The sequence below is a fragment of the Peribacillus frigoritolerans genome (assembly GCF_030676415.1).
Classification (GTDB): domain Bacteria; phylum Bacillota; class Bacilli; order Bacillales; family DSM-1321; genus Peribacillus; species Peribacillus frigoritolerans_A.
Genome location: NZ_JAUUTW010000044.1, coordinates 14788 through 34111 on the forward strand (window position 1 = coordinate 14788; position 19324 = coordinate 34111).

The following is a 19324-nucleotide window of genomic DNA, read 5'->3' on the forward strand; positions in this document are numbered from 1 at the left end:
CCCTTCATCGATGTAAAGGAAATTCATTAGCTGGTTGATAAGAAGGAGGAAAATAAATGAACGTTCAAAAAAAACAAAAATTCATTGTTGCCGGTTTACTATTGGGTATCCTGATGTCAGCAATGGATAATACGATTGTTGCGACTGCAATGGGAACGATCGTTTCTGATTTAGGCGGATTTGATAAGTTTGTATGGGTGACATCTGCCTATATGGTTGCCACGATGGCAAGTATGCCGATATTCGGTAAGCTTTCCGACATGTATGGAAGAAAGAGGTTTTTTATTTTTGGACTTATAGTCTTTTTGATCGGTTCCGCATTATGTGGCATGGCTCAGAGCATAGTGCAGTTAAGTATCTTCCGTGCAATCCAAGGGATAGGCGGAGGCGCTTTGATGCCTATAGCCTTCACGATCATTTTTGATATTTTCCCACCTGAAAAACGCGGAAAATTAACTGGCCTTTTCGGAGCTGTATTTGGGGCCTCAAGCGTATTGGGACCACTTTTAGGTGCTTATATTACTGAATACTCCAGCTGGCACTGGATTTTCTACGTCAATGTTCCGATTGGGATCATTTCTTTATTTTTCATCTGGAATTATTACAAGGAGTCACCCAACACTCAAGAGCAAAAAATTGATTGGGGTGGCGCAGCAACTCTCGTCATTGCCGTTATCAGCTTAATGTTCGCTCTCGAACTGGGCGGGGAGTATGGCTGGAGTTCCTCTCCTATCATAGGTCTGTTTGCCAGTTTTGCGGTTTTCTTCGTTTCATTTTTCTTTTTCGAAAAAAGAGCAAAAGATCCAATCATTTCATTATGGCTGTTTAAAAGGCGATTATTTGCCACTTCTCAGATTTTAGCCATTCTTTATGGCGGTACATTCATTATTTTAACCGTCTATATCCCAATTTTCGTGCAGGCAGTTTACGGTGGTTCGGCAACAAATGCCGGATTGATTCTAACTCCCATGATGCTTGGTTCTGTATTCGGCAGTGCTGTTGGCGGGATATTCAATACAAAGACAAGCTTTCGCAACTTAATGACGATTTCCGTCATCTGTTATTTTGCAGGAATGCTTTTATTAGGGACCATCACCCCTGATACCAGCAGGACTTCACTAACTTTGTACATGATTTTGACTGGATTTGGCATGGGCTTTTCCTTCTCCCTTTTGCCTATTGCGTCCATTCACAACTTGGAACCTAGATTCAGGGGGTCGGCCAACTCAACAAACTCATTCCTCCGTTCTTTTGGGATGACACTCGGTGTAACGATTTATGGAGCAATTCAAAACAATGTATTCACAAGTAAAATGACGGATGCGTTTAAAGGAATGCAAGGAAGTCCGGATACAGCCGGATTGATGGAGGACCCGCGTCAGCTCTTCCAATCGGACGCACGTGCGGAGATTCCGGACTTTATCCTGGATAAAATCGTTCATGCGATGTCCGATTCGATATCATTGATATTCACCTTGGCTCTCATTCCAATCGGTCTTGCAGCTATCACTGTGTTCTTCATGGGAAAAACAAGAGTGGAAACACCTTCAAAAAAGGAATCATTACAATAAACAAAAAGCGCTGCACTTCCAGCGCTTTTTGTTATTTTCATCTCCCTTCTATAAAGGAGGTGAAGATTGCCGAAAAATCACTCCACTACTAAACTATAAGTAACACATTCAAATACCGAGGTGATAAGTTTGAAAATCGTATGTTTTGGAGACAGTTTAACCAGAGGCATTTCTTATGTTAGGGGGCGCCTTCGCATCATTAAAGAAAATTATCCGAACTCCCTAGCTAAGCTAACAGAATCTTTGCCATTCGTGGAAGTTTTGAATAAAGGGGTTTTCAATGACAACTCCGACCTGTTGGTTAGCCGGATCGAGAAAGACGTCATGTCGGAAAATCCCGATATCGTATTAATAGAGGTCGGTGGAAACGACTGTAACTTCCATTGGGACGAAGTAGCCAAGAACCTAGAAGGTGACCACAAGCCTATCGTTCCAATCGAACGCTACCTGGAAAATATCACACAACTTGTCAAGCAGGTTCAGGACAAGCATGTAACACCTTTCCTCTTAACCCTCCCGCCACTTGATCCTGCCAGGTATTATAGATCCATCGCTGATAAATTCGGTCATTCGATTGGGCATTTCGTTTCCCATGTCGGCGGTATTGAGCATTGGCATGGGATGTATAATCGCCAATTGAAAAACCTTGCAGCGGAACTAGAGGTGCCTTTGATCGATTCCGATCCTATATTAAATCCTCCGGCGACTTGGATCGCTTGATTAGCGATGATGGCATCCACCTCACTTCAGAAGGGTACCAGCAAATGAGCCTGGCCATATTCAGTGATTTGCGGAAGCTTATGGAAGAGGATATGCTTCCGCAGCCATAAAACAGTAAAAAGGCAAAGCATGGCGCTTTGCCTTTTTTGGCCTTACAGACTTTTCACTTCCACGTTTTCCGGAAGCTTGAAAGGGTTTTCGGTGTTGATCCGGTCATAAAACATCATCCCGTTTAAATGATCTAACTCATGTTGAAACACGATTGCAGCAAAGCCCTTCAGGCGCATCTCTATTTCCTCACCATTACCATCCACCGCTTTGATTTTAACCCGTTCATAACGCGGTACATATCCTTTAATATCACGGTCCACAGAAAGGCAGCCTTCACTTTGCGGTAAATAGATCATTGTGGCCGAATGACTGATGATTTTTGGATTCACAAGGGCATATTCAAACAGCTTCCCCTTTTCGTCGGGAAAATACATGACGAACATGCGTTTATTCAAGCCTATCTGATTTGCAGACAACCCAACTCCTTCGCGTAAGTTGAACTTCTTTTGGAGTTTTGGGTCCTGGCTGTTTTTCAGGTATTGCATCATGCATTCCAACGTTTCACGATCTTCATCCGAAATCGGCAGGCTAACTTCATCCGTTACCTGACGCAGAATGGGATCCCCTTCTCTAACGATATCCTTCATCGTAATCATATAGTCTTTTATAAATTTACTCATAGAACTTCACACTCTTCTACCATTTTATTTTTTCATGACTTAGACCATTTCACTTTAGCATTTCACATTTAAAAAGTCTAATATGCTGGTTAGATTAAAAAATCCGGACTCCATTCCCAAAATTTTCATAATTAAATGCATTTCTTTTATTTAACATTATTTACTTTATTTTAGGCTATGATTACATGTTTAAAAATTTTATACTGAATATATATTCTTAAAGGAGATGAAAAATTGAACTCGAACTCTAAATTAGTTTCGAAGTTGCTGCCGTTCCTGACGGCTCTCATTGTGATAATTGCTGGAATCAGTTGGTATGTTGTTACTCAGTCAAAGGATATGGTCATTCCTTTTTCTTCGGTGGAAAAGAAGATTAAAGCCCAAGATGGAGCCCTTGTCACCATTGAAGAAAAAAGAAATGGCACTCTTCACATCTCCACACCAGATGGAGAATACGTTTCCAGTATTCCTCCCAACAGTCAAATGACCAATAAACTTGTCGAAACTTATAACGTTCAATATTCTTTTTCATCAACTAATAAATCAGCATTATGGATTTTAGGCGGATTAATGGCGGCTCTCGTCACAACCGCTGTCATTATACAGAAAAAATCAAAGGGCGGATTGCGGATCGGCAGTAAAAAACAAAGCCTTTCCTCCCCAAAGCCCCTGCCAGAGATAACTTTGGATGATGTAGGCGGTTTGCAATCCGAAATCAAACAGGAAATCCTACAGACACTCACTACACTAAAGGAACCTGAACGTTCAGCTAAAATTGGAATTAAGCCGCCTCAAGGCATTTTATTATACGGCCCCCCTGGAACGGGGAAAACACTGCTTGCACAGGCAATTGCAAAAGAGCTTGGTGCAAACTTCTTCTCAACGAGCGGTTCAGCCTTCAACGAAATGTTTGTTGGAGTCGGTGCAGCCCGTGTCCGCAGCCTTTTCCAAAATGCACGTAAGCAATCGCCAGCTGTCATTTTCATCGATGAAGTGGACGCGTTGGCTGGTAAAAGGAAAGCTCATGGCGGGGAAGAAGGCGAAAAAACGTTAACTGAACTGCTTGTGCAATTGGATGGAGGCCATCCAAATGAAGGCATTTTATTCATTGCAGCGACCAACCGGAAAGATATGCTCGATGAGGCATTTCTACGTCCGGGCAGGATCGATTTCTCTTTCCAAGTTCCACTTCCAGATACACAAGGAAGAAAGGAAATCATCGATATCCATACGAAGGGAAAGCGTCTAGCGACAGATGTCCTGGCTTCCCTGGATGAGTTGGCAGAAAGCACATCCGGTTTCTCCGGTGCTGACTTAAGCTCCCTGTTCGATACTGCCTCACGTCATGCCCTGAGGAATGAACAGGATATGATTCGTAAACAGGATCTTGATTACGCCATTGACCGTACGATACTTGGAGCGACATCACGTACCTTGAATGATGCGGATACGAAGCGGCGCGTGGCCATTCATGAAAGTGGACATGCCCTGATCGCAGCTTTGACAAAGCCCGGTTCCGTACGAAAGGCGACCATCATTCCGCGTGGGGAAGCCCTTGGGTATGTAGCGCCAATACCAAAAGAACTCCATCTGGCAACAGCCAGTGAATTGCTTGATCAAGTCAAAATGATTTTAGCAGGTGGCGTGGCGGAAAGAATGTATTTAGGAGAACATAGCATCGGTGTAGGCGGAGATGTACAGCAGGCGAAACATCTACTTGAACAAATGGTCGATACCGGAATGCTTCAAGATGGATTTACTCTCACCTTTAATAAAGGTGAGAAGGAGCAAAAGATGCAGGAATTATTCACGAAAGCGATTCAGGAAACGGAAATGTTGATTGACTCGAATCGCTTACAGTATGAAGAGCTCGTTGAAGAGTTATTGAAAAAAGAGACACTCGAGGGATCAGAAGTTCAACGTATCGTTGATGCATCGGAAATAACCGGCATTTGCTCGAATGCTTAACGTGTTTAAAAGACTAATGTAATGTTTAGAGCCTGTTCGAATCGAACAGGCTCTTTTTTATATATGGTAGTGAGCCGTAAAGCCAATCTATAAATATTTTATGTAGGCAGTCCCTTTACTGCTAGAAAAATGAAAGGGAGGTCACTGGCAAATCACCGTTATCCGCTTCTGACCTGTTTACATTAAGGGATTTAGCCATATTCTGTTTCGGTATCTTGGCCTTAAAATCACCCTTGTGCAAACACATCGCAAATAATAGGGCTATGACGAGCAAAGCCACAGAACCGAGGAGAGCAAATTGATAGGATGTTAAATTAACAAGCTGCTCCACATTCATTCCTATCGAGCTAGTGCCCACTGCCCCCAGAATGCTGGCTAGGATGCCGACAATGCTAATCAATGTATAAATGATGATTGTACCAAGCCGCCCTATCCGGATCACCTGATGTATGCCCGGCGGTCAAAGACAAAAAGTTTGGCTAGCAATGGCTTTAGCACAGCAAAAGGAGATTTTATTACTGGATGAACCTACCACCTACCTTGATATATGGCTCATCAACTGGAGGTTTTACAAATTGTTGAGAGGCTTAACAGGAAACAGAAAAAACCATCGTGATGGTACTGCATGATATCAACCATGCGTCTCGGTTTTCACATGAAATCATAACGATGAAGGAAGGAGAAATCGTAAAAATCGGTAACCCGGGCGAAATCATTACACCTGCCGTTTTAGAAGAAGTCTTCCGTATTCATGCAAGGGTTATGATAGACCCTGCCAATGGGGCTCCCGTTTGTTTCGGTTATGATAATTTATCAAAAAAAGAAGAACAGAAAGAAGCCGTTTTATCCAATTAATAGGTGCAGCATAAAAATGGGGTTCCGAATGGTCTAATCCCAAACCATGATTTAAAAAGAAAAATTTGTTATGTTTTTTACTATCAGGGGAAACCCTTAATGGATTAAAGAAATTTGCGACACTCCTGCCGAATAACTGGCTAGCCGAGACCCCACAGGCGCTTGCTTTGATGAGGCTTGGCAGACAGTCGGCGGAAAGGGAGCGGATTTCTGAAATCAACTGGAACTTCTTTCAAAGAAAAAAAACTGCAGTCAAACTCGCTTTACATCGAGTTTGACTACAGTCTGAAAGGGATGTCGACTAGTCGACATCCCTTTTTTTACAAATTTATAGTTTTTCTAACTGGATGATATCAGGTGTATTTTGTTTCTGAATCCCTGACTTTTGCAATTTCACTGCCGTTCCTTCTGGTAAGTTAGTGAATATAATAGGAGTGACCGTTGATGGAGCATTCCGCTTTATGAAATCTAAATCAATTTCTAAAAGAGGTGTTCCTTTTGTTATTCTTTGACCTTCTTGCACAAGAGATGTAAACCCTTCTCCATTTAACTTAACTGTATCTAAGCCAACATGGATCAGAATTTCCAGACCATTATCCATTTTCAATCCCAGTGCATGATTTGTCGGGAAGATACTTAGAACTTCTCCATCGATTGGGGATACTAGTTTTCCGTTGACTGGCTCGATAGCAAAGCCATCCCCCATCATTTTCATAGCAAACACTTGATCGGGAACTTGTTCTATCGGTAAAACGGTTCCTTCAATTGGAAGGACAAAGTCATTTGCACCCAAAGCTTGGTTTTCCTCTACAATATCCTCTGCCACTTGTGCAGATGGACTTGTTTTCACTTGGCTTGGGTCGACACCATCCTTGACAAGTTGTTTCATTGCATTTGCAACGAATTCAACATTCGTTCCAACAATGACCTGCACACTCGATTTATTCAACTTCATGACACCGCGCGCACCATGCCGTTTCAAGGCTGCTTCATTCACATTTCCTGAATCGGCCACTTGTAAACGCAAGCGTGTTGCACAGTTATCAATTAGCTTTATATTCTCTTTACCGCCAAGATCTTGAATGAAAAGCGATCCCATATCGGTATATTTATCCCCTGTTTTCACAATAGTTTCTTCTTCCACTTCTTCCTCATCGTCTTCACGGCCAGGTGTTTTTAAATCCATGATCTTGATGACAAAATAGAAAATTACGAAGTAAACTGCCGCGTATACCAATCCAATCGGTATTAACCATAGCGGTTTTTGCGCAATACCAAAGTTCAAGAAATAATCAATGGCTCCTGCGGAGAATCCAAAACCATGATGGATATCCAATATAACAGCAAGTGCCAGGGAAACCCCAGTTAAAAGCGCATGTATTACATATAACACCGGTGCGATGAACATGAACAGAAATTCAATCGGTTCAGTGATTCCTGTAAGGAAAGAAGTGAAAGCTAACCCAACAAGCATCCCCGTAACCAATTTACGTTTTTCTTTCTTAGCAGCTGCAATCATCGCTAATGCTGCAGCTGGAAGGCCGAACATCATGATCGGGAAAAAGCCGGTCATGAAGGGCCCAGCAGTCGGGTCCCCTGCGAAGAAACGGTTTATATCACCTGTCGCTCCATTGTATTCACCAAAAACGAACCAAACCATACTATTCAAGACATGATGCAATCCTACTGGAAGCAATAAGCGATTCAATACGCCGAATACGCCGGCTCCCAATGCCCCTGCACCTGTAATCCAGTCTCCAACACTATTGATTACCTCTTGAATCGGCGGCCAAACAAAACCGAATATTCCCGCAAGTATAATCATCGCAAGCGAAGTGATGATCGGGACGAATCGTTTCCCTGAAAAGAATCCAAGCCATTCAGGGAGTCTTATGTCGGAGTATCTATTATATAGAAGAGCGGCAACTATACCAGATATGATACCGCCTAAAACAGCCATGTTGATATCTTTATTAATCGCTTGTGTACCATTCGTTAAAACAAAGTAGCCAACAAGACCTGCTAAGGCCGCAGCACCGCTTCCATCTTTGGATAACCCAATCGCTATACCTAAAGCGAACAATATGGCAAGGTTATCAAAAATAGCTTGTCCCGAGGCAGCCATAAATGGAATATCTAGTAAATCAGGTTGCCCTAAACGAAGCAATAAAGCCGCTGCTGGCAAAACGGCAATCGGTAACATTAAAGCTTTCCCAATTTTTTGTAAAAAATTTAACATCGAACTCATCTCCCTTGTTCCTAACTTCTTTTAATTCAGCAGAACGAAAAGACGTATAAAGCGTTTTCATTTTATCAATATATTAACTTTTCTTTTGCTTATACTAGCACAGAAAATATATAGATGTCTATACCAATTTACTTGAAAATAGACTATATTCTTCGAAAATAAAGCAAAAATATCATTTTTACTCCTGTTACTCCCTAACTGGTCTAGACAACTTTTAATAAAAACGATAAAATGAGGGCAAAATATATGAGACCATTTCATGACTCATTCATTAAGTTTTACTTTCATAAAGGAGATTATGTATGAAAACATTCATTATTAATAATCTAATAGTTCATGGCGAAAAGGAAACATACAAAAATGGGTATATTAAAGTCGTGGATGGAAAAATTGCCGAAGTTGGTCCAGTCAGCCAATACAAACAGGAAGATGACGCCAAGGTAATTACTCTTTCACCTGATTATCAGGTAATTCCCGGTGCCATCGACATTCATATTCACGGAGCATCCAATTCCGATGCAATGGATGCCACACATGAAGCATTATCCACAATGGCAGCGACTCTTCCCAAAGAAGGAACCACCAGCTTTCTGGCCACTACAATGACTCAATCTACCCAAGCCATTGAATCAGCACTTCTTAATGCTGGTAAATATATCGAAAATCAAACTCAAGAACACGCTGAAATAGTTGGGATTCATTTAGAAGGTCCTTTCATTTCACCGGCCCGTAAAGGAGCACAGCCTGAGGAGTATATCGTTGATCCTGATGTCACTCTATTTAAAAGGTGGCAGGAAATGGCCGAAAATCAAATCAAGCTTGTAACGCTTGCTCCTGAACAACCAAACGGATTAGATCTTGCCGCACACTTAAGGGAAACTGGCGTTGTCGCTTCCATTGGACATTCAGATGCAACCTATGACCAAATTGATGAAGCAATCCAAGCAGGGACTACCCACGTTACACATCTTTATAATGGAATGCGGGGACTCCATCACCGCGAACCTGGTGTTTTGGGAGCTGCTTATCTTCGGGACGAGCTATATGTTGAACTTATTGCTGACGGCATTCACTGCAGGCCGGAAATGGCGAAGCTGGCATTTAACCAAATTACCAGTGAACGCATGATCTTGATAACGGACTCGCTTCGTGCCAAATGGCTCGAAAAAGGAACCTACGATTTAGGTGGTCAGCCTGTGTATGTTGACGAAACGAAAGCAACGCTTTCAAACGGTACACTAGCCGGCAGTATATTGAAAATGAACAATGCCATCAAAAATACATTGGAATATACCGATTGTTCCATGACGGACATTATAAAAATGACAGCAGAAAACCCTGCCAAACAGCTTCGGATTTTTGATAGAAAAGGAAGCATCCAGGTCGGCAAAGACGCCGATCTTGTAATATTGAATGACCGCTTGGACGTTGAAATGACGTTCTGCAGAGGAAATTTAGCTTTTAAAAAGGAGAATGTATAATGAATATCATACAAGTTCAGGACTACACAGAAATGAGCCGGACAGCCGCAGAAATAGTGATCGGAAAAGTCAAAGGAAATCCAAACATCAAATTAGGTCTTGCAACGGGCGGTACCCCAAAAGGAATGTATGATAATTTGATTGAAGATCACGTACGTAATCATACTTCTTATGAAAATGTAACGTCTTTTAATCTTGATGAGTATATCGGCTTAAAACCAAATGATCCAAACAGTTACCATTATTATATGGATGACTCCTTATTCACTCACATCAATATAAATAAAGAGCGCACCCACGTACCAAATGGCACAGCTGATGACACCAACGGAGAATGTAAACGGTATGACGAAATGATAGATTCCGTGGGAGGGATCGATCTTCAGATACTTGGCATTGGGCAAAATGGCCATATTGGTTTTAATGAACCTGGAACTTCCTTCACATCCGGTACACATGTCGTGACACTTGAAGATTCAACGCGCCAAGCGAATGCTCGTTATTTCGATTCCATAGACGAAGTTCCTACACATGCCGTTACGATGGGCATTTCAATAATCATGAAAAGCAAAGAGATTCTGCTGCTGATATCTGGTGAAGAAAAAGCCGAAACCTTGAAGAAATTAATACACGGTGACATTTCAGAGGAATTCCCTGCATCTATCCTTAAAAAACATAATAATGTTACAATTATCGCAGACCAAAAAGCATTATCCGGATTGATAATACCCTAAAAGGAGCGAAAGTCGATGATTGATAAAAACTCACCTCTTCCGATTTATTTTCAAATCGAAGAAAAAATAAAAAGACAGATAGAAAACGGTGAGTTCCAAGCGCACGATGCCCTTCCATCTGAACGTGAATATGCCGAGCAATTCGAAATTAGCCGGATGACCGTCCGGCAAGCTATAAATAATTTGGTGAATGACGGATACTTATACCGTCAAAAAGGAAGGGGAACCTTTGTCGCCGATAAGAAGTTGGAGCAGCAGCTCAATGGGTTGACCAGCTTCACGGAGGACATGAAAGCCAGGGGATTAAATCCAAGCAGTAAGCTGCTGAGCTTTGAAATCATTCCGGCTGATAAGAAGATTGCCAGTGAATTGCACATTTCCCTTTATGCTCCCGTTTATGAAATAAAACGCATTCGATTGGCTGATGATGTTCCAATGGCGCTCGAGACCGTGTACATGTCTGCCAATTTAATTAAAGGATTAACGGAAGAAATCATTAACCTTTCCCTTTACCAATATGTGGAGAATTACGTTAAACTTAAAATAGACTATGCTACACAAACGTTGGAATCATCGATTGCTTCTGAATTAGAAGTCACCCATTTATCGATTCCAAAGCACTCACCCATATTATTCATTCAAAGGCATACGTTCCTAATAGATGGAACTCCCCTTGAATATGTTAAATCTGCTTATCGTGCGGACAGGTATAAGTTCACTATCACTATAAGCAGATAAAATTGAATATTTTCATCACCATAGTCTTTTAATTGCCAAAGGTAATCGGAGGGTATCACATATATGAACTCATACTTTGAAGAAGTGCAGGCTTTACTCACAATTGTGGGAGAACAGGAAAAGCAATCAATTAAGGAATCTGTTGAATATATCTCAAAAGCAGTGATGTCAGATGGGATCATCCATCTATTCGGAAGCGGACACTCTCATATTTTGACGGAAGAAGTATTCTACCGGGCAGGTGGGTTAGCCGCAATTCGTCCTATTTTCGTTGAAGATTTGATGCTTTTTAAGGGAGCTTCAAGGTCATCACAACTTGAACGGCAAAATGACCTATCAGAGAAATTCATGCATGATGAGGATATCCGTCCTGGTGATGTCTGTATCGTCATTTCATCATCCGGCGTAAATCCCGTTCCCATAGATGTCGCCACTATCGCAAAAGAAAAAGGGGCCTTCGTCATTGGACTGACATCACCGGAGTATGCAAAAGGTTGTCCTTCACGGCATAAACATAAGCATTATCTCCACGATGTCGTTGATTTGGTCATAGACAATCATATTGCCAAAGGTGACACATTACTGAAATCAAATAATATATCTTTTGGTTCTGGATCGACCGTGATCGGGGCCGTTCTCCTCAATATGATTTTCACCCAAGTCATCCAAACGATTATTGAATCAGGGGAGACCCCTCCCGTATTCCTAAGCAGTAATATCGAAGGGGCAGATGAACACAATCAAAAGATCATCGCGAAATATAAAACACGAATCCCCCAATTATGACTCGGTTTAGCCAAAAAGGAATACATAAGCTTTTATGTTCCTCATAAAAGCAGTCACGATAAATATTAAAGAAGGCACCCATGCGGATGCCTTCTTTAGTTCAAGGGTACTTCCCTTTATGATCGCCCTCATTTATATTTCCTCCCATTCCCCATTCTTCATTTGAATGAAAATTTGCGAAAGTTTCTCATATGTATCAAGGAATTTAACAATCTCTTCATAATCGAATTTCGTCATGATGCTCTCTACCAATTTATGAACCTTATTTTCCGTTTCCTGTAACAATGTTTCCCCCTCTTTGGAAAGCTTCAAGTGAAAGACCCTTCGATCAACCAGGTCCTGTTCCCTTTCTATCAATCCTTTGCCTTCCAGCCTGTTGATGTTGGACGTGACGGCACTCTTATTTATATAAAAGGCATCACTGATTTCCGTCGATGTACACAACTGCTGTTGATGAATGAACCGTAAAGTATAGTATTGTTCGTTCGTCAGCACATCACAAATCTGATCTTTTATTAAAAGCTCCCCCATCTTATTGACATAGAAGGAAACCTTCATGTATCGATCAATCAATCCAGAAACTTTTTCATTAGTCATCGTTGCACCTCCCAAAAAGTAGTTCAGTCATTTAACTATATGTAGATTACTATTGTTTTATTTATTATGTCAATCCCATGATAGTTTATTATTTCCAGTTTAACTTATGGTAAATAAGGGAAAACCCAAAGTAAGCAAACAATCTACTATTCTAAAGGAGGAAATATAAATGACTCAATCAACTATCGAAACTCAAACGAATAGCAAGCTTTTAAAAGGGATTCTAATTGGGGGGCTTGTTGGTGGTGCGTTGACCTTGCTTGACTCCAACACAAGAAATAAAGTAAAGCGATCAGCCGTCCTTTTAAAAGACAACTCCATGAATATGATTGAACAGGTCAAGGAAAATCCCGGAGAAATGAAGGAACAGATGGTATCAGGAGTCAAAGGGGCAACGGAGACTATTAAAGAGGCAATCAATGACGTTGAAACACTATATGAAACCGTCAATGAAGACGTGGTGGGTAAAGTATCCGAAGTAAAGGATATCTCCACTGATGCCCTTGGTACAGCTAAAGACGCAACAAGTGAATTGAAGGACATCGGTTCAAAGGTGGTCGTTGCCGGTAAACAGCTGAAAGAAACGCCATCACAATCATTGATATCCGATAATGATAAAGGTGAAAGAGAAAGTGATGAAATCGTTAAAAAATCAGGATTATCCAATCAAAAATCCATCTCATCCAACTTCTAATATATAAATATATAAAAAAGCTGAGGCATTAAGCCTCAGCTTTCAGACTGTAGACAAACTCGATGAAAATCGAGTTTGTCTATTTTTATGGCTTGTACAATTTGGACGTTGATTTCCACTCCAGGCACTCGCTTTCCGCGGGCGGTCGGGGAGCCTCCTCGGCTTTCGCCTGCGGATTCTCGTACCTTCCGCTCCAATCAACTCTGTATAAAGTTTAGACAGAACCATACCTATGGAGTTGAAGGTGTTGCTTTGGGCCAATTGGATCGGGAACATCATTCGATGAAAGGTACATTTTCCAGAACCCTTTTGTTTTTTCATATATCACTTCATTTGAAAACCTTAGTTAGAACCCTCTAATTTATTCGTTATCTCATGGTCTTTTTTCACTTCGGCTAACCAAACGGGATATTCCTCTTGTAATCTTTCAGAAAGAAGCGTTTCTTTAATTACTTCTTTACTGTCTTCTAAATTAGCTTTTTTTGCTTCCTTCTTACCGGTTACTTTTATGATATGGTATCCATAATCGGATTTGACTGGATCACTGACTTTATTTATATCAAGATCAAAGGCAACATCTTCAAACTCTTCCACCATATCACCTTTCCCAAAATATCCTAGGCTTCCACCGTTATCCGCCGTTTCAGTATCAGTGGAATATTCAGCTGCCAATTTAGCGAAATCACCGCCTTCTGCGATTTCTTTCGCAACTTTTTTAGCCGTTTTTTCGTCTTCGACTAAAATATGACTAGCTTCCACTTGTTCCGCTTGAGCAAATGTATCTTTGTTATCTTCAAAATACGTACTGATTTCATCGTCCGTCACGGTTATTCTCGGTTCAACCAGTTTTTTCGTTTGCAGGTAAACCACGATGTCCTTTTTTAAGGCTTCCATAGAAGAACCGCTTGCTTCCAATTGCTCTTTTAACGACTTTTCATCACCATAGGACTCCACCATAATATCGATTTCTTTCTGTATTTCTTCATCCTTAATTTTAATTCCTGCTTTTTCCGCTTCCAATTCAACCAATTTATTCGTAATTAACAGGTCTAAAGTATCTGCTCCGTACCCCGCAACAAGCGCGTCATATAGCTCATCCTTATTGATTTTCTCGCCATCGATACTAGCTATTGTCTTATCCGTGGACGAAATCATCGCAAATGCCATGATCCCGGCAATGATTAAAATGCTCCCTGCCCAAATATATGCCTTCGTGCTTTTTAATAGTTTCATGAATACTCTCCCTTAATTTTTCTATTATGATAGCTTGGAAATATTAATTAATCCTTAAGATATTAATTCAACCTTCAATATGCACTAACCCATCATTATACTAACATACTTATATCCTTACAGATATTTTAGAGTATTTCCTTCTGCTACCAATTCACATTGAGAATTTGGTTGATCACTACAAAAAACGAAATTATACAGTTATAACGACTTTTGTTATATAGGTAACAGAGTGCAAAAACACAGAAACGAAAAAGCATGGTGTACGGAGGGAATCCCTACACCATGCTTTTTTCTTGTGTTATTTACGATGCATCTTGAATTCAAGGAAGAGTTCGTTGTAATGGGCCAAGTTTTTCTTCCCAAGGTTTTCGTACACTTCCAGTTTCTTTGTCAGTTCCGGTGATGGATAGAAACGTTCATCCTTCACCACTTCTTCAGGCATATATTTCAGTGCTTCTTTATTAGGTGTCGAGTAACTTACATATTCAGCATTCTGTGCCGCAACTTTCGGGTCCAGCATGAAGTTGATGAACTGGTGAGCCGCTTCGACATTTTTGGTCGTTTTCGGGATGACCATATTATCAAACCATAAATTGGACCCCTCTTTTGGAACAACGTATTCGAGATCTTCATTTTCAGCCATGATTTCAGAAGCAACTCCCGACCAAACAAGGCCAATTGCCGCTTCCTGGGCTTCCAATAGCATGCGGCTTTCATCTCCTACTATCGCTTTAATATTAGGGGTGAGGGCATCAAGTCTGGATTTTGCCTCTTGAAGGTGTTCTTCATCTATATCATTCAATGAATAATTCAAAGAGTTCAGACCCATGCCCATCACTTCTCTAGCCCCATCCGTCAAAAGGATTTCATTTTTTAAATCTTTATCCCATAAATCCGCCCAGGCCGTTATTTCTTTGCCACCGAGCATCTTGGAATTGTAAACAATTCCAACCGTTCCCCAGAAATACGGGACGGAATATTTATTCTCCGGATCGAATGGCAGATCGATGAATCGCTCATCGATATTTTTCAAATTCGGAAGCTTGGAATGATCCAAGGGAACCAGCAAGTCTTCTTGCCTCATCTTATCGATCATATACTCAGACGGAATGGCAATATCATAAGTCGTGCCGCCCTGTTCGATTTTAGTCATCATGGCCTCATTCGAATCGAACGTCTCATAAATGACCTTTATACCTGTTTCTTCTTCAAAACGTTCGATTAAATCCGTATCGATGTAATCGCCCCAATTATAGATGGTAAGCGTATTGCCGCTCGTAAACCCCTGCGATGAATTCAATCTTGAAATCGCATATAGCAGCAAAGCGGATACGAGGGAAATGAGCAGAAACATTTGGACAAGCCTTTTCATCGTTTCCCCCCCATTCCCATTTGCCTTACACGTTGAGTTATAAAGTAATATACGACAACCAACAGCAGTGTCACGACGAACAGCAGTGTCGATAGTGCATTGATATTCAATGAAATCCCACGGCGGGCCAATGAATAGATTTCCACAGAAAGAGTGGAGAAGCCATTACCGGTCACAAAGAACGTAACCGCAAAATCATCAAGTGAATAAGTCAATGCCATAAAAAAACCAGCAAAGATACCTGGTAGGATGTATGGAAGGATGACCTTCGTCAATACATCCCACCGGCTTGCCCCTAAATCTCGGGCCGCATCAATTAAAGTAGGGCTCATTTCCTGAAGTTTCGGAAGGACCAGCAGCACAACGATCGGGATACTGAAGGCGATATGCGACAACAGTACCGAGTAGAATCCAAGCTTGATCCCGGCCATTGTGAATAAAATCAGGAAGGAAGCACCGATGATCACATCGGGACTGACAATCAATACATTATTCAATGACAATACCGTATTCTTAGCCTTATTGCTCGTAAAGGACCGAATTCCAATCGCCCCTATCACCCCTATGATCGTTGCGATCAGTGCAGATAATAAAGCAATCACAAGTGTATTCAATACAATGATCAACAGCCTTGTATCTTGGAACAGTTCCTTGTACCACTCCATCGTGAACCCTTTAAAGTCATACATCGTTCCACCGCTGTTAAAAGAGTAAAAGACTAAAAAGAAAATCGGTGCATAGAGAATGAGAAAAATCAAAACGAGAAACGCTTTTGATATTGGTGATAATTTATTGTCCAATTTACACACCCTGCTTTCGGTTACCCGTTACAAACATAATCAGGAACATTATTATAATCAAAAATACCGCGATTGTGGAACCCATTCCCCAATCCTGTGTCACAAGGAAGTGCTGCTCGATAGCCGTACCAAGCGTAATGACACGGTTACCGGCAATCAGTCTTGTAAGCATGAACAATGAAAGCGCCGGGATGAAGACTACCTGGCATCCCGTCTTTACACCATCTAACGTCAATGGAAAAATGACACGGCGAAATGTCATCCATCGGGACGCTCCCAAGTCATTGGCCGCATCCAAAAGGGTTGGATTCATTTTATCAAGCGCATTGAATATCGGTAAGATCATAAACGGGATGAAAATATAAACCGAAACGAATATGAAGCTGAAATCCGTAAAGAGAATCTGTTGCTTTCCGATTCCTACAGCCTCTAGAAAACCATTCGCCACACCATACGTGCCAAAAATACCAATGAAGGCATAAGCCTTCAAAAGTAAATTGATCCAGGAAGGCACGATAATCAGCAAAAGCCACAACTGCTTATGCTTGGTTTTCGTTAACAAATAGGCGGTCGGGTAAGCGACTAAAAGGGATATTCCCGTAATCAGGAAAGCATACCAAAATGAGCTTAAAGTCATTTTTAAATATACTGGCGTAAAGAACTTTTGATAGTTAATCAAAGATAGATTGCCTTCAATGTCAAAGAAGGAATAGTAAAGGATTAACAAAATCGGTGCGATCACGAATAAAGCAATCCATAAGACATAGGGTACGAAGTAAATATTCCGGGATATTTTATTCTTCATGACTTTCCCCATCATGATACGCTTCCAGACGCTTATCGAATTCCTCTTCAGTTTCACCCAATCGCATGACATGAATCGATTCTGGGTCGAAATAAAGACCTATTTCATCTCCAACTGCCACTTTTTTTGTTGATTGGACAAGCCATTCATTTCCATCATGGTCATAACAGCTGATTTCATAATGAACACCGCGAAATAGCTGGGAGTCCACCCGAACTTGCAGTTTTCCGCGATCGACGGAAGTAATCTCTAAATCTTCCGGGCGGATGACAATATCGACAGCTTCATTACTGTTCAATCCTTGGTCGACACATTGGAACTGTCTGCCGACAAATTCCACGAGGTAATCTTCAATCATTTTTCCTTTTACAATATTAGACTCACCGATGAAATCGGCAACGAACCGATTCAGCGGTTCATCATAAATATCCGTAGGGGTCCCACTTTGCTGGATTTTCCCTTTGTTAAGGACAAAAATCTCATCTGACATCGCTAAGGCTTCCTCTTGGTCATGAGTGACGAAGATAAACGTGATTCCAAGCCTCTGTTGCAGCTCCCGCAATTCATATTGCATTTCTGTACGCAATTTCAAATCGAGGGCAGATAGCGGTTCATCCAAAAGGATGACTTCCGGTTCATTAACAATAGCCCTTGCAATCGCTACCCGTTGCCGCTGACCGCCGGACATTTCCCTGATTTCCCGTTTTTCATACCCTTCCAAATTAACAAAGCTGAGGGCTTCCTTCACCTTTATTTCCACTTCCGAATTCTTCATTTTTTTGATCCGAAGACCAAATGCTACATTTTCAAACACATTTAAATGCGGAAAAAGTGCATAATCTTGAAATACCGTATTCACTTGCCTTTTATTGGCTGGCACATCATTGATCTTTTTTCCTTCAAAGTAAATATCACCTTTGGAGGCTTCCGTAAATCCGGCAATCAAGCGAAGGATCGTGGTCTTCCCACATCCGGAAGGACCCAAGAGCGTATAGAACTTCCCTCTCTCGATTTCAAAACTAACATTATCGAGAACTACCGTATCATCATCAAATTGCTTCGTAACCTGATCGAAGCGTATTATATTCCCGTTTGCCATAGCTTCTTCCCTCTCTCCATTACCTTACTCAACCATCTTCAACGATTGCATTTGTTTTGAATTCTATAAGTATGATTCCGTCACCACGAGTAATAACTCGGACGAACCTTCAAAATCATTGATGATTTGATGTTCATCTGAAGCATGAAAATAAATCGACTCCCCTGCCTTGACGAAATACGTTTGTGTACCAAGCTTTACAATGACTCTTCCGCTTAATACATAACCGAATGTTTCCGACAAGGATGGTTCAAATTGTTTGAACTCCCCTTTTTCCTGGAGAGTCAGTCGAATGGGTTCCATTTCCTTTTCATTCGATTCAGGAACAAGCCACTGAATTTGATACCCCCGTTCTTCATCGATGAAAAATGTTTGTGCTTCTTCTTCATAAACTACTTTCTGGACCTGATCCTCTTCATCGAAGAACTGCTTCGGCTTGCAGCCGAGTACTTCTAAAATATTGAAAAGAGTTTCAATTGAAGGGGAACTAAGATCCCTTTCCAACTGTGAAATATATCCTTTGCTTAAATCCGTTCTTTCCCCCAATTCTTCCTGGGTCAATCCTTTTTTCAAGCGAAGGTTCTTTATTTTTTTTCCGATTTGCATCCCATTACCCTCAATCGGTTTACTTATAGTAAACCCACAGTAGATAAAGTTTTATATAAGTAAACTTTCAGTTTAATTTTACGAATAATATTATACAGGAAATACAGGAAACTTTAAACTGGATTTCCAGGTATGTACAAAAAAGGGACCGCCACCTGAACTGCACCCCAATTGTTAGACAACATCTAACAATTGGAGGTGCAGTTTTTTTGACTAAATATACGATAGACGAAAAATCAAATGCAGTTTTAGAGTACTTAGAAGGGAAAAAATCCTATAAATC

Annotated in this window: 20 protein-coding genes and 1 pseudogene; 9 read left to right on the top strand and 12 right to left on the bottom strand. The window is 41.0% G+C overall.

All coding sequences use genetic code 11. The annotated features are described in order from the left end of the window. The first annotated feature begins 56 nt into the window (after positions 1-56). Together Q8G36_RS25725 and Q8G36_RS25730 are read left to right on the top strand one after the other, a co-directional pair. The gene (locus Q8G36_RS25725) at positions 57-1571 is read left to right on the top strand and encodes an MDR family MFS transporter (RefSeq protein ID WP_305162622.1); all 1515 of its coding nucleotides are present in this window, start codon (positions 57-59) and stop codon (positions 1569-1571) included. Between the two features lie 129 nt (positions 1572-1700). Next, positions 1701-2291, top strand: coding sequence for an SGNH/GDSL hydrolase family protein (locus tag Q8G36_RS25730; protein ID WP_305162623.1), 591 nt, complete (start codon positions 1701-1703; stop codon positions 2289-2291). A gap of 152 nt (positions 2292-2443) precedes the next feature. On the opposite strand, the gene def is transcribed toward Q8G36_RS25730, so the two are convergent. Beyond that, the gene (gene def / locus Q8G36_RS25735; protein WP_230301983.1) at positions 2444-3022 is read right to left on the bottom strand and encodes a peptide deformylase; all 579 of its coding nucleotides are present in this window, start codon (positions 3020-3022) and stop codon (positions 2444-2446) included. Between the two features lie 234 nt (positions 3023-3256). Here def and Q8G36_RS25740 point away from each other — a divergent pair, with 234 nt between their 5' ends. Further along, complete coding sequence (locus Q8G36_RS25740; RefSeq protein ID WP_305162624.1) at positions 3257-4990, top strand: AAA family ATPase; 1734 nt, start codon at positions 3257-3259, stop codon at positions 4988-4990. Positions 4991-5111: 121 nt separating this feature from the next. On the opposite strand, the gene Q8G36_RS25745 is transcribed toward Q8G36_RS25740, so the two are convergent. Continuing rightward, positions 5112-5432, bottom strand: coding sequence for a hypothetical protein (locus Q8G36_RS25745; RefSeq protein WP_305162625.1), 321 nt, complete (start codon positions 5430-5432; stop codon positions 5112-5114). A gap of 7 nt (positions 5433-5439) precedes the next feature. Between Q8G36_RS25745 and Q8G36_RS25750 the strand changes: the two are divergent. Next, positions 5440-5845 (top strand): annotated as a pseudogene (locus Q8G36_RS25750) (ABC transporter ATP-binding protein); the annotation flags it as partial. Between the two features lie 328 nt (positions 5846-6173). On the opposite strand, the gene nagE reads toward Q8G36_RS25750, so the two are convergent. Then, positions 6174-8084: an N-acetylglucosamine-specific PTS transporter subunit IIBC gene (gene nagE, locus Q8G36_RS25755; protein ID WP_305162626.1), complete on the bottom strand. Its 1911-nt coding sequence runs from the start codon at positions 8082-8084 to the stop codon at positions 6174-6176. 311 nt (positions 8085-8395) lie between these two features. Here nagE and nagA point away from each other — a divergent pair, with 311 nt between their 5' ends. The 4 genes from nagA (at position 8396) to Q8G36_RS25775 (ending at position 11832) form a co-directional block, all read left to right on the top strand. Next, positions 8396-9574, top strand: coding sequence for an N-acetylglucosamine-6-phosphate deacetylase (nagA, locus tag Q8G36_RS25760; protein WP_305162627.1), 1179 nt, complete (start codon positions 8396-8398; stop codon positions 9572-9574). Then, a complete protein-coding gene (gene nagB, locus Q8G36_RS25765) occupies positions 9574-10308 on the top strand; it encodes a glucosamine-6-phosphate deaminase (RefSeq protein ID WP_305162628.1) in 735 nt (244 codons plus the stop codon). Before nagA ends, nagB begins: the two co-directional genes overlap by 1 nt. Positions 10309-10323: 15 nt before the next feature. Further along, positions 10324-11046: a GntR family transcriptional regulator gene (locus Q8G36_RS25770; protein WP_305162629.1), complete on the top strand. Its 723-nt coding sequence runs from the start codon at positions 10324-10326 to the stop codon at positions 11044-11046. A 63-nt stretch (positions 11047-11109) separates the two neighbouring features. Beyond that, the gene (locus tag Q8G36_RS25775) at positions 11110-11832 is read left to right on the top strand and encodes an SIS domain-containing protein (RefSeq protein ID WP_305162630.1); all 723 of its coding nucleotides are present in this window, start codon (positions 11110-11112) and stop codon (positions 11830-11832) included. A gap of 6 nt (positions 11833-11838) precedes the next feature. Here Q8G36_RS25775 and Q8G36_RS25780 read toward each other — a convergent pair whose 3' ends face one another. Next, positions 11839-11964: a hypothetical protein gene (locus Q8G36_RS25780; RefSeq protein ID WP_305162632.1), complete on the bottom strand. Its 126-nt coding sequence runs from the start codon at positions 11962-11964 to the stop codon at positions 11839-11841. After that, positions 11965-12429 carry a MarR family winged helix-turn-helix transcriptional regulator gene (locus Q8G36_RS25785; RefSeq protein ID WP_305162633.1) on the bottom strand — a complete coding sequence of 155 codons (465 nt, stop codon included), beginning with the start codon at positions 12427-12429 and terminating at the stop codon, positions 11965-11967. Positions 12430-12598: 169 nt separating this feature from the next. On the opposite strand from Q8G36_RS25785, the gene Q8G36_RS25790 reads away from it, so the two are divergent. Further along, complete coding sequence (locus Q8G36_RS25790) at positions 12599-13123, top strand: YtxH domain-containing protein (protein ID WP_305162634.1); 525 nt, start codon at positions 12599-12601, stop codon at positions 13121-13123. A gap of 42 nt (positions 13124-13165) precedes the next feature. Here the strand turns inward: Q8G36_RS25790 and Q8G36_RS25795 are convergent, their stop codons facing one another. From Q8G36_RS25795 to Q8G36_RS25825, 7 genes are all read right to left on the bottom strand, one after another. Then, the gene (locus tag Q8G36_RS25795) at positions 13166-13444 is read right to left on the bottom strand and encodes a hypothetical protein (RefSeq protein ID WP_305162635.1); all 279 of its coding nucleotides are present in this window, start codon (positions 13442-13444) and stop codon (positions 13166-13168) included. A 21-nt stretch (positions 13445-13465) separates the two neighbouring features. After that, the gene (locus Q8G36_RS25800) at positions 13466-14356 is read right to left on the bottom strand and encodes a peptidylprolyl isomerase (RefSeq protein ID WP_305162636.1); all 891 of its coding nucleotides are present in this window, start codon (positions 14354-14356) and stop codon (positions 13466-13468) included. 301 nt (positions 14357-14657) lie between these two features. Next, complete coding sequence (locus tag Q8G36_RS25805) at positions 14658-15731, bottom strand: ABC transporter substrate-binding protein (protein WP_305162637.1); 1074 nt, start codon at positions 15729-15731, stop codon at positions 14658-14660. Next, a complete protein-coding gene (locus Q8G36_RS25810; protein ID WP_305162638.1) occupies positions 15728-16531 on the bottom strand; it encodes an ABC transporter permease in 804 nt (267 codons plus the stop codon). Before Q8G36_RS25810 ends, Q8G36_RS25805 begins: the two co-directional genes overlap by 4 nt. Before the next feature lies 1 nt (position 16532). Then, positions 16533-17336, bottom strand: coding sequence for an ABC transporter permease (locus Q8G36_RS25815; RefSeq protein WP_305162639.1), 804 nt, complete (start codon positions 17334-17336; stop codon positions 16533-16535). After that, positions 17326-18435 carry an ABC transporter ATP-binding protein gene (locus tag Q8G36_RS25820; RefSeq protein WP_305162641.1) on the bottom strand — a complete coding sequence of 370 codons (1110 nt, stop codon included), beginning with the start codon at positions 18433-18435 and terminating at the stop codon, positions 17326-17328. The genes Q8G36_RS25815 and Q8G36_RS25820 overlap by 11 nt, the downstream gene beginning before the upstream one ends. Before the next feature lie 63 nt (positions 18436-18498). Continuing rightward, a complete protein-coding gene (locus tag Q8G36_RS25825; RefSeq protein ID WP_305162642.1) occupies positions 18499-19041 on the bottom strand; it encodes a helix-turn-helix domain-containing protein in 543 nt (180 codons plus the stop codon). Positions 19042-19324: the final 283 nt, after the last annotated feature.

Excerpts from the sequence above, each read along its gene's own strand:
- Q8G36_RS25790 (WP_305162634.1), top strand. The coding sequence starts at position 12,599 with ATGACTCAATCAACTATCGAAACTCAAACGAATAGCAAGCTTTTAAAA.
- Q8G36_RS25805 (WP_305162637.1), bottom strand. The coding sequence starts at position 15,731 with ATGAAAAGGCTTGTCCAAATGTTTCTGCTCATTTCCCTCGTATCCGCT.
- Q8G36_RS25820 (WP_305162641.1), bottom strand. The coding sequence starts at position 18,435 with ATGGCAAACGGGAATATAATACGCTTCGATCAGGTTACGAAGCAATTT.
- nagA (WP_305162627.1), top strand. The coding sequence starts at position 8,396 with ATGAAAACATTCATTATTAATAATCTAATAGTTCATGGCGAAAAGGAA.
- def (WP_230301983.1), bottom strand. The coding sequence starts at position 3,022 with ATGAGTAAATTTATAAAAGACTATATGATTACGATGAAGGATATCGTT.
- Q8G36_RS25825 (WP_305162642.1), bottom strand. The coding sequence starts at position 19,041 with ATGCAAATCGGAAAAAAAATAAAGAACCTTCGCTTGAAAAAAGGATTG.
- nagE (WP_305162626.1), bottom strand. The coding sequence starts at position 8,084 with ATGTTAAATTTTTTACAAAAAATTGGGAAAGCTTTAATGTTACCGATT.
- Q8G36_RS25780 (WP_305162632.1), bottom strand. The coding sequence starts at position 11,964 with ATGAGGGCGATCATAAAGGGAAGTACCCTTGAACTAAAGAAGGCATCC.
- Q8G36_RS25815 (WP_305162639.1), bottom strand. The coding sequence starts at position 17,336 with ATGAAGAATAAAATATCCCGGAATATTTACTTCGTACCCTATGTCTTA.
- Q8G36_RS25785 (WP_305162633.1), bottom strand. The coding sequence starts at position 12,429 with ATGACTAATGAAAAAGTTTCTGGATTGATTGATCGATACATGAAGGTT.
- Q8G36_RS25725 (WP_305162622.1), top strand. The coding sequence starts at position 57 with ATGAACGTTCAAAAAAAACAAAAATTCATTGTTGCCGGTTTACTATTG.
- Q8G36_RS25770 (WP_305162629.1), top strand. The coding sequence starts at position 10,324 with ATGATTGATAAAAACTCACCTCTTCCGATTTATTTTCAAATCGAAGAA.
- Q8G36_RS25775 (WP_305162630.1), top strand. The coding sequence starts at position 11,110 with ATGAACTCATACTTTGAAGAAGTGCAGGCTTTACTCACAATTGTGGGA.
- Q8G36_RS25795 (WP_305162635.1), bottom strand. The coding sequence starts at position 13,444 with ATGAAAAAACAAAAGGGTTCTGGAAAATGTACCTTTCATCGAATGATG.
- nagB (WP_305162628.1), top strand. The coding sequence starts at position 9,574 with ATGAATATCATACAAGTTCAGGACTACACAGAAATGAGCCGGACAGCC.
- Q8G36_RS25800 (WP_305162636.1), bottom strand. The coding sequence starts at position 14,356 with ATGAAACTATTAAAAAGCACGAAGGCATATATTTGGGCAGGGAGCATT.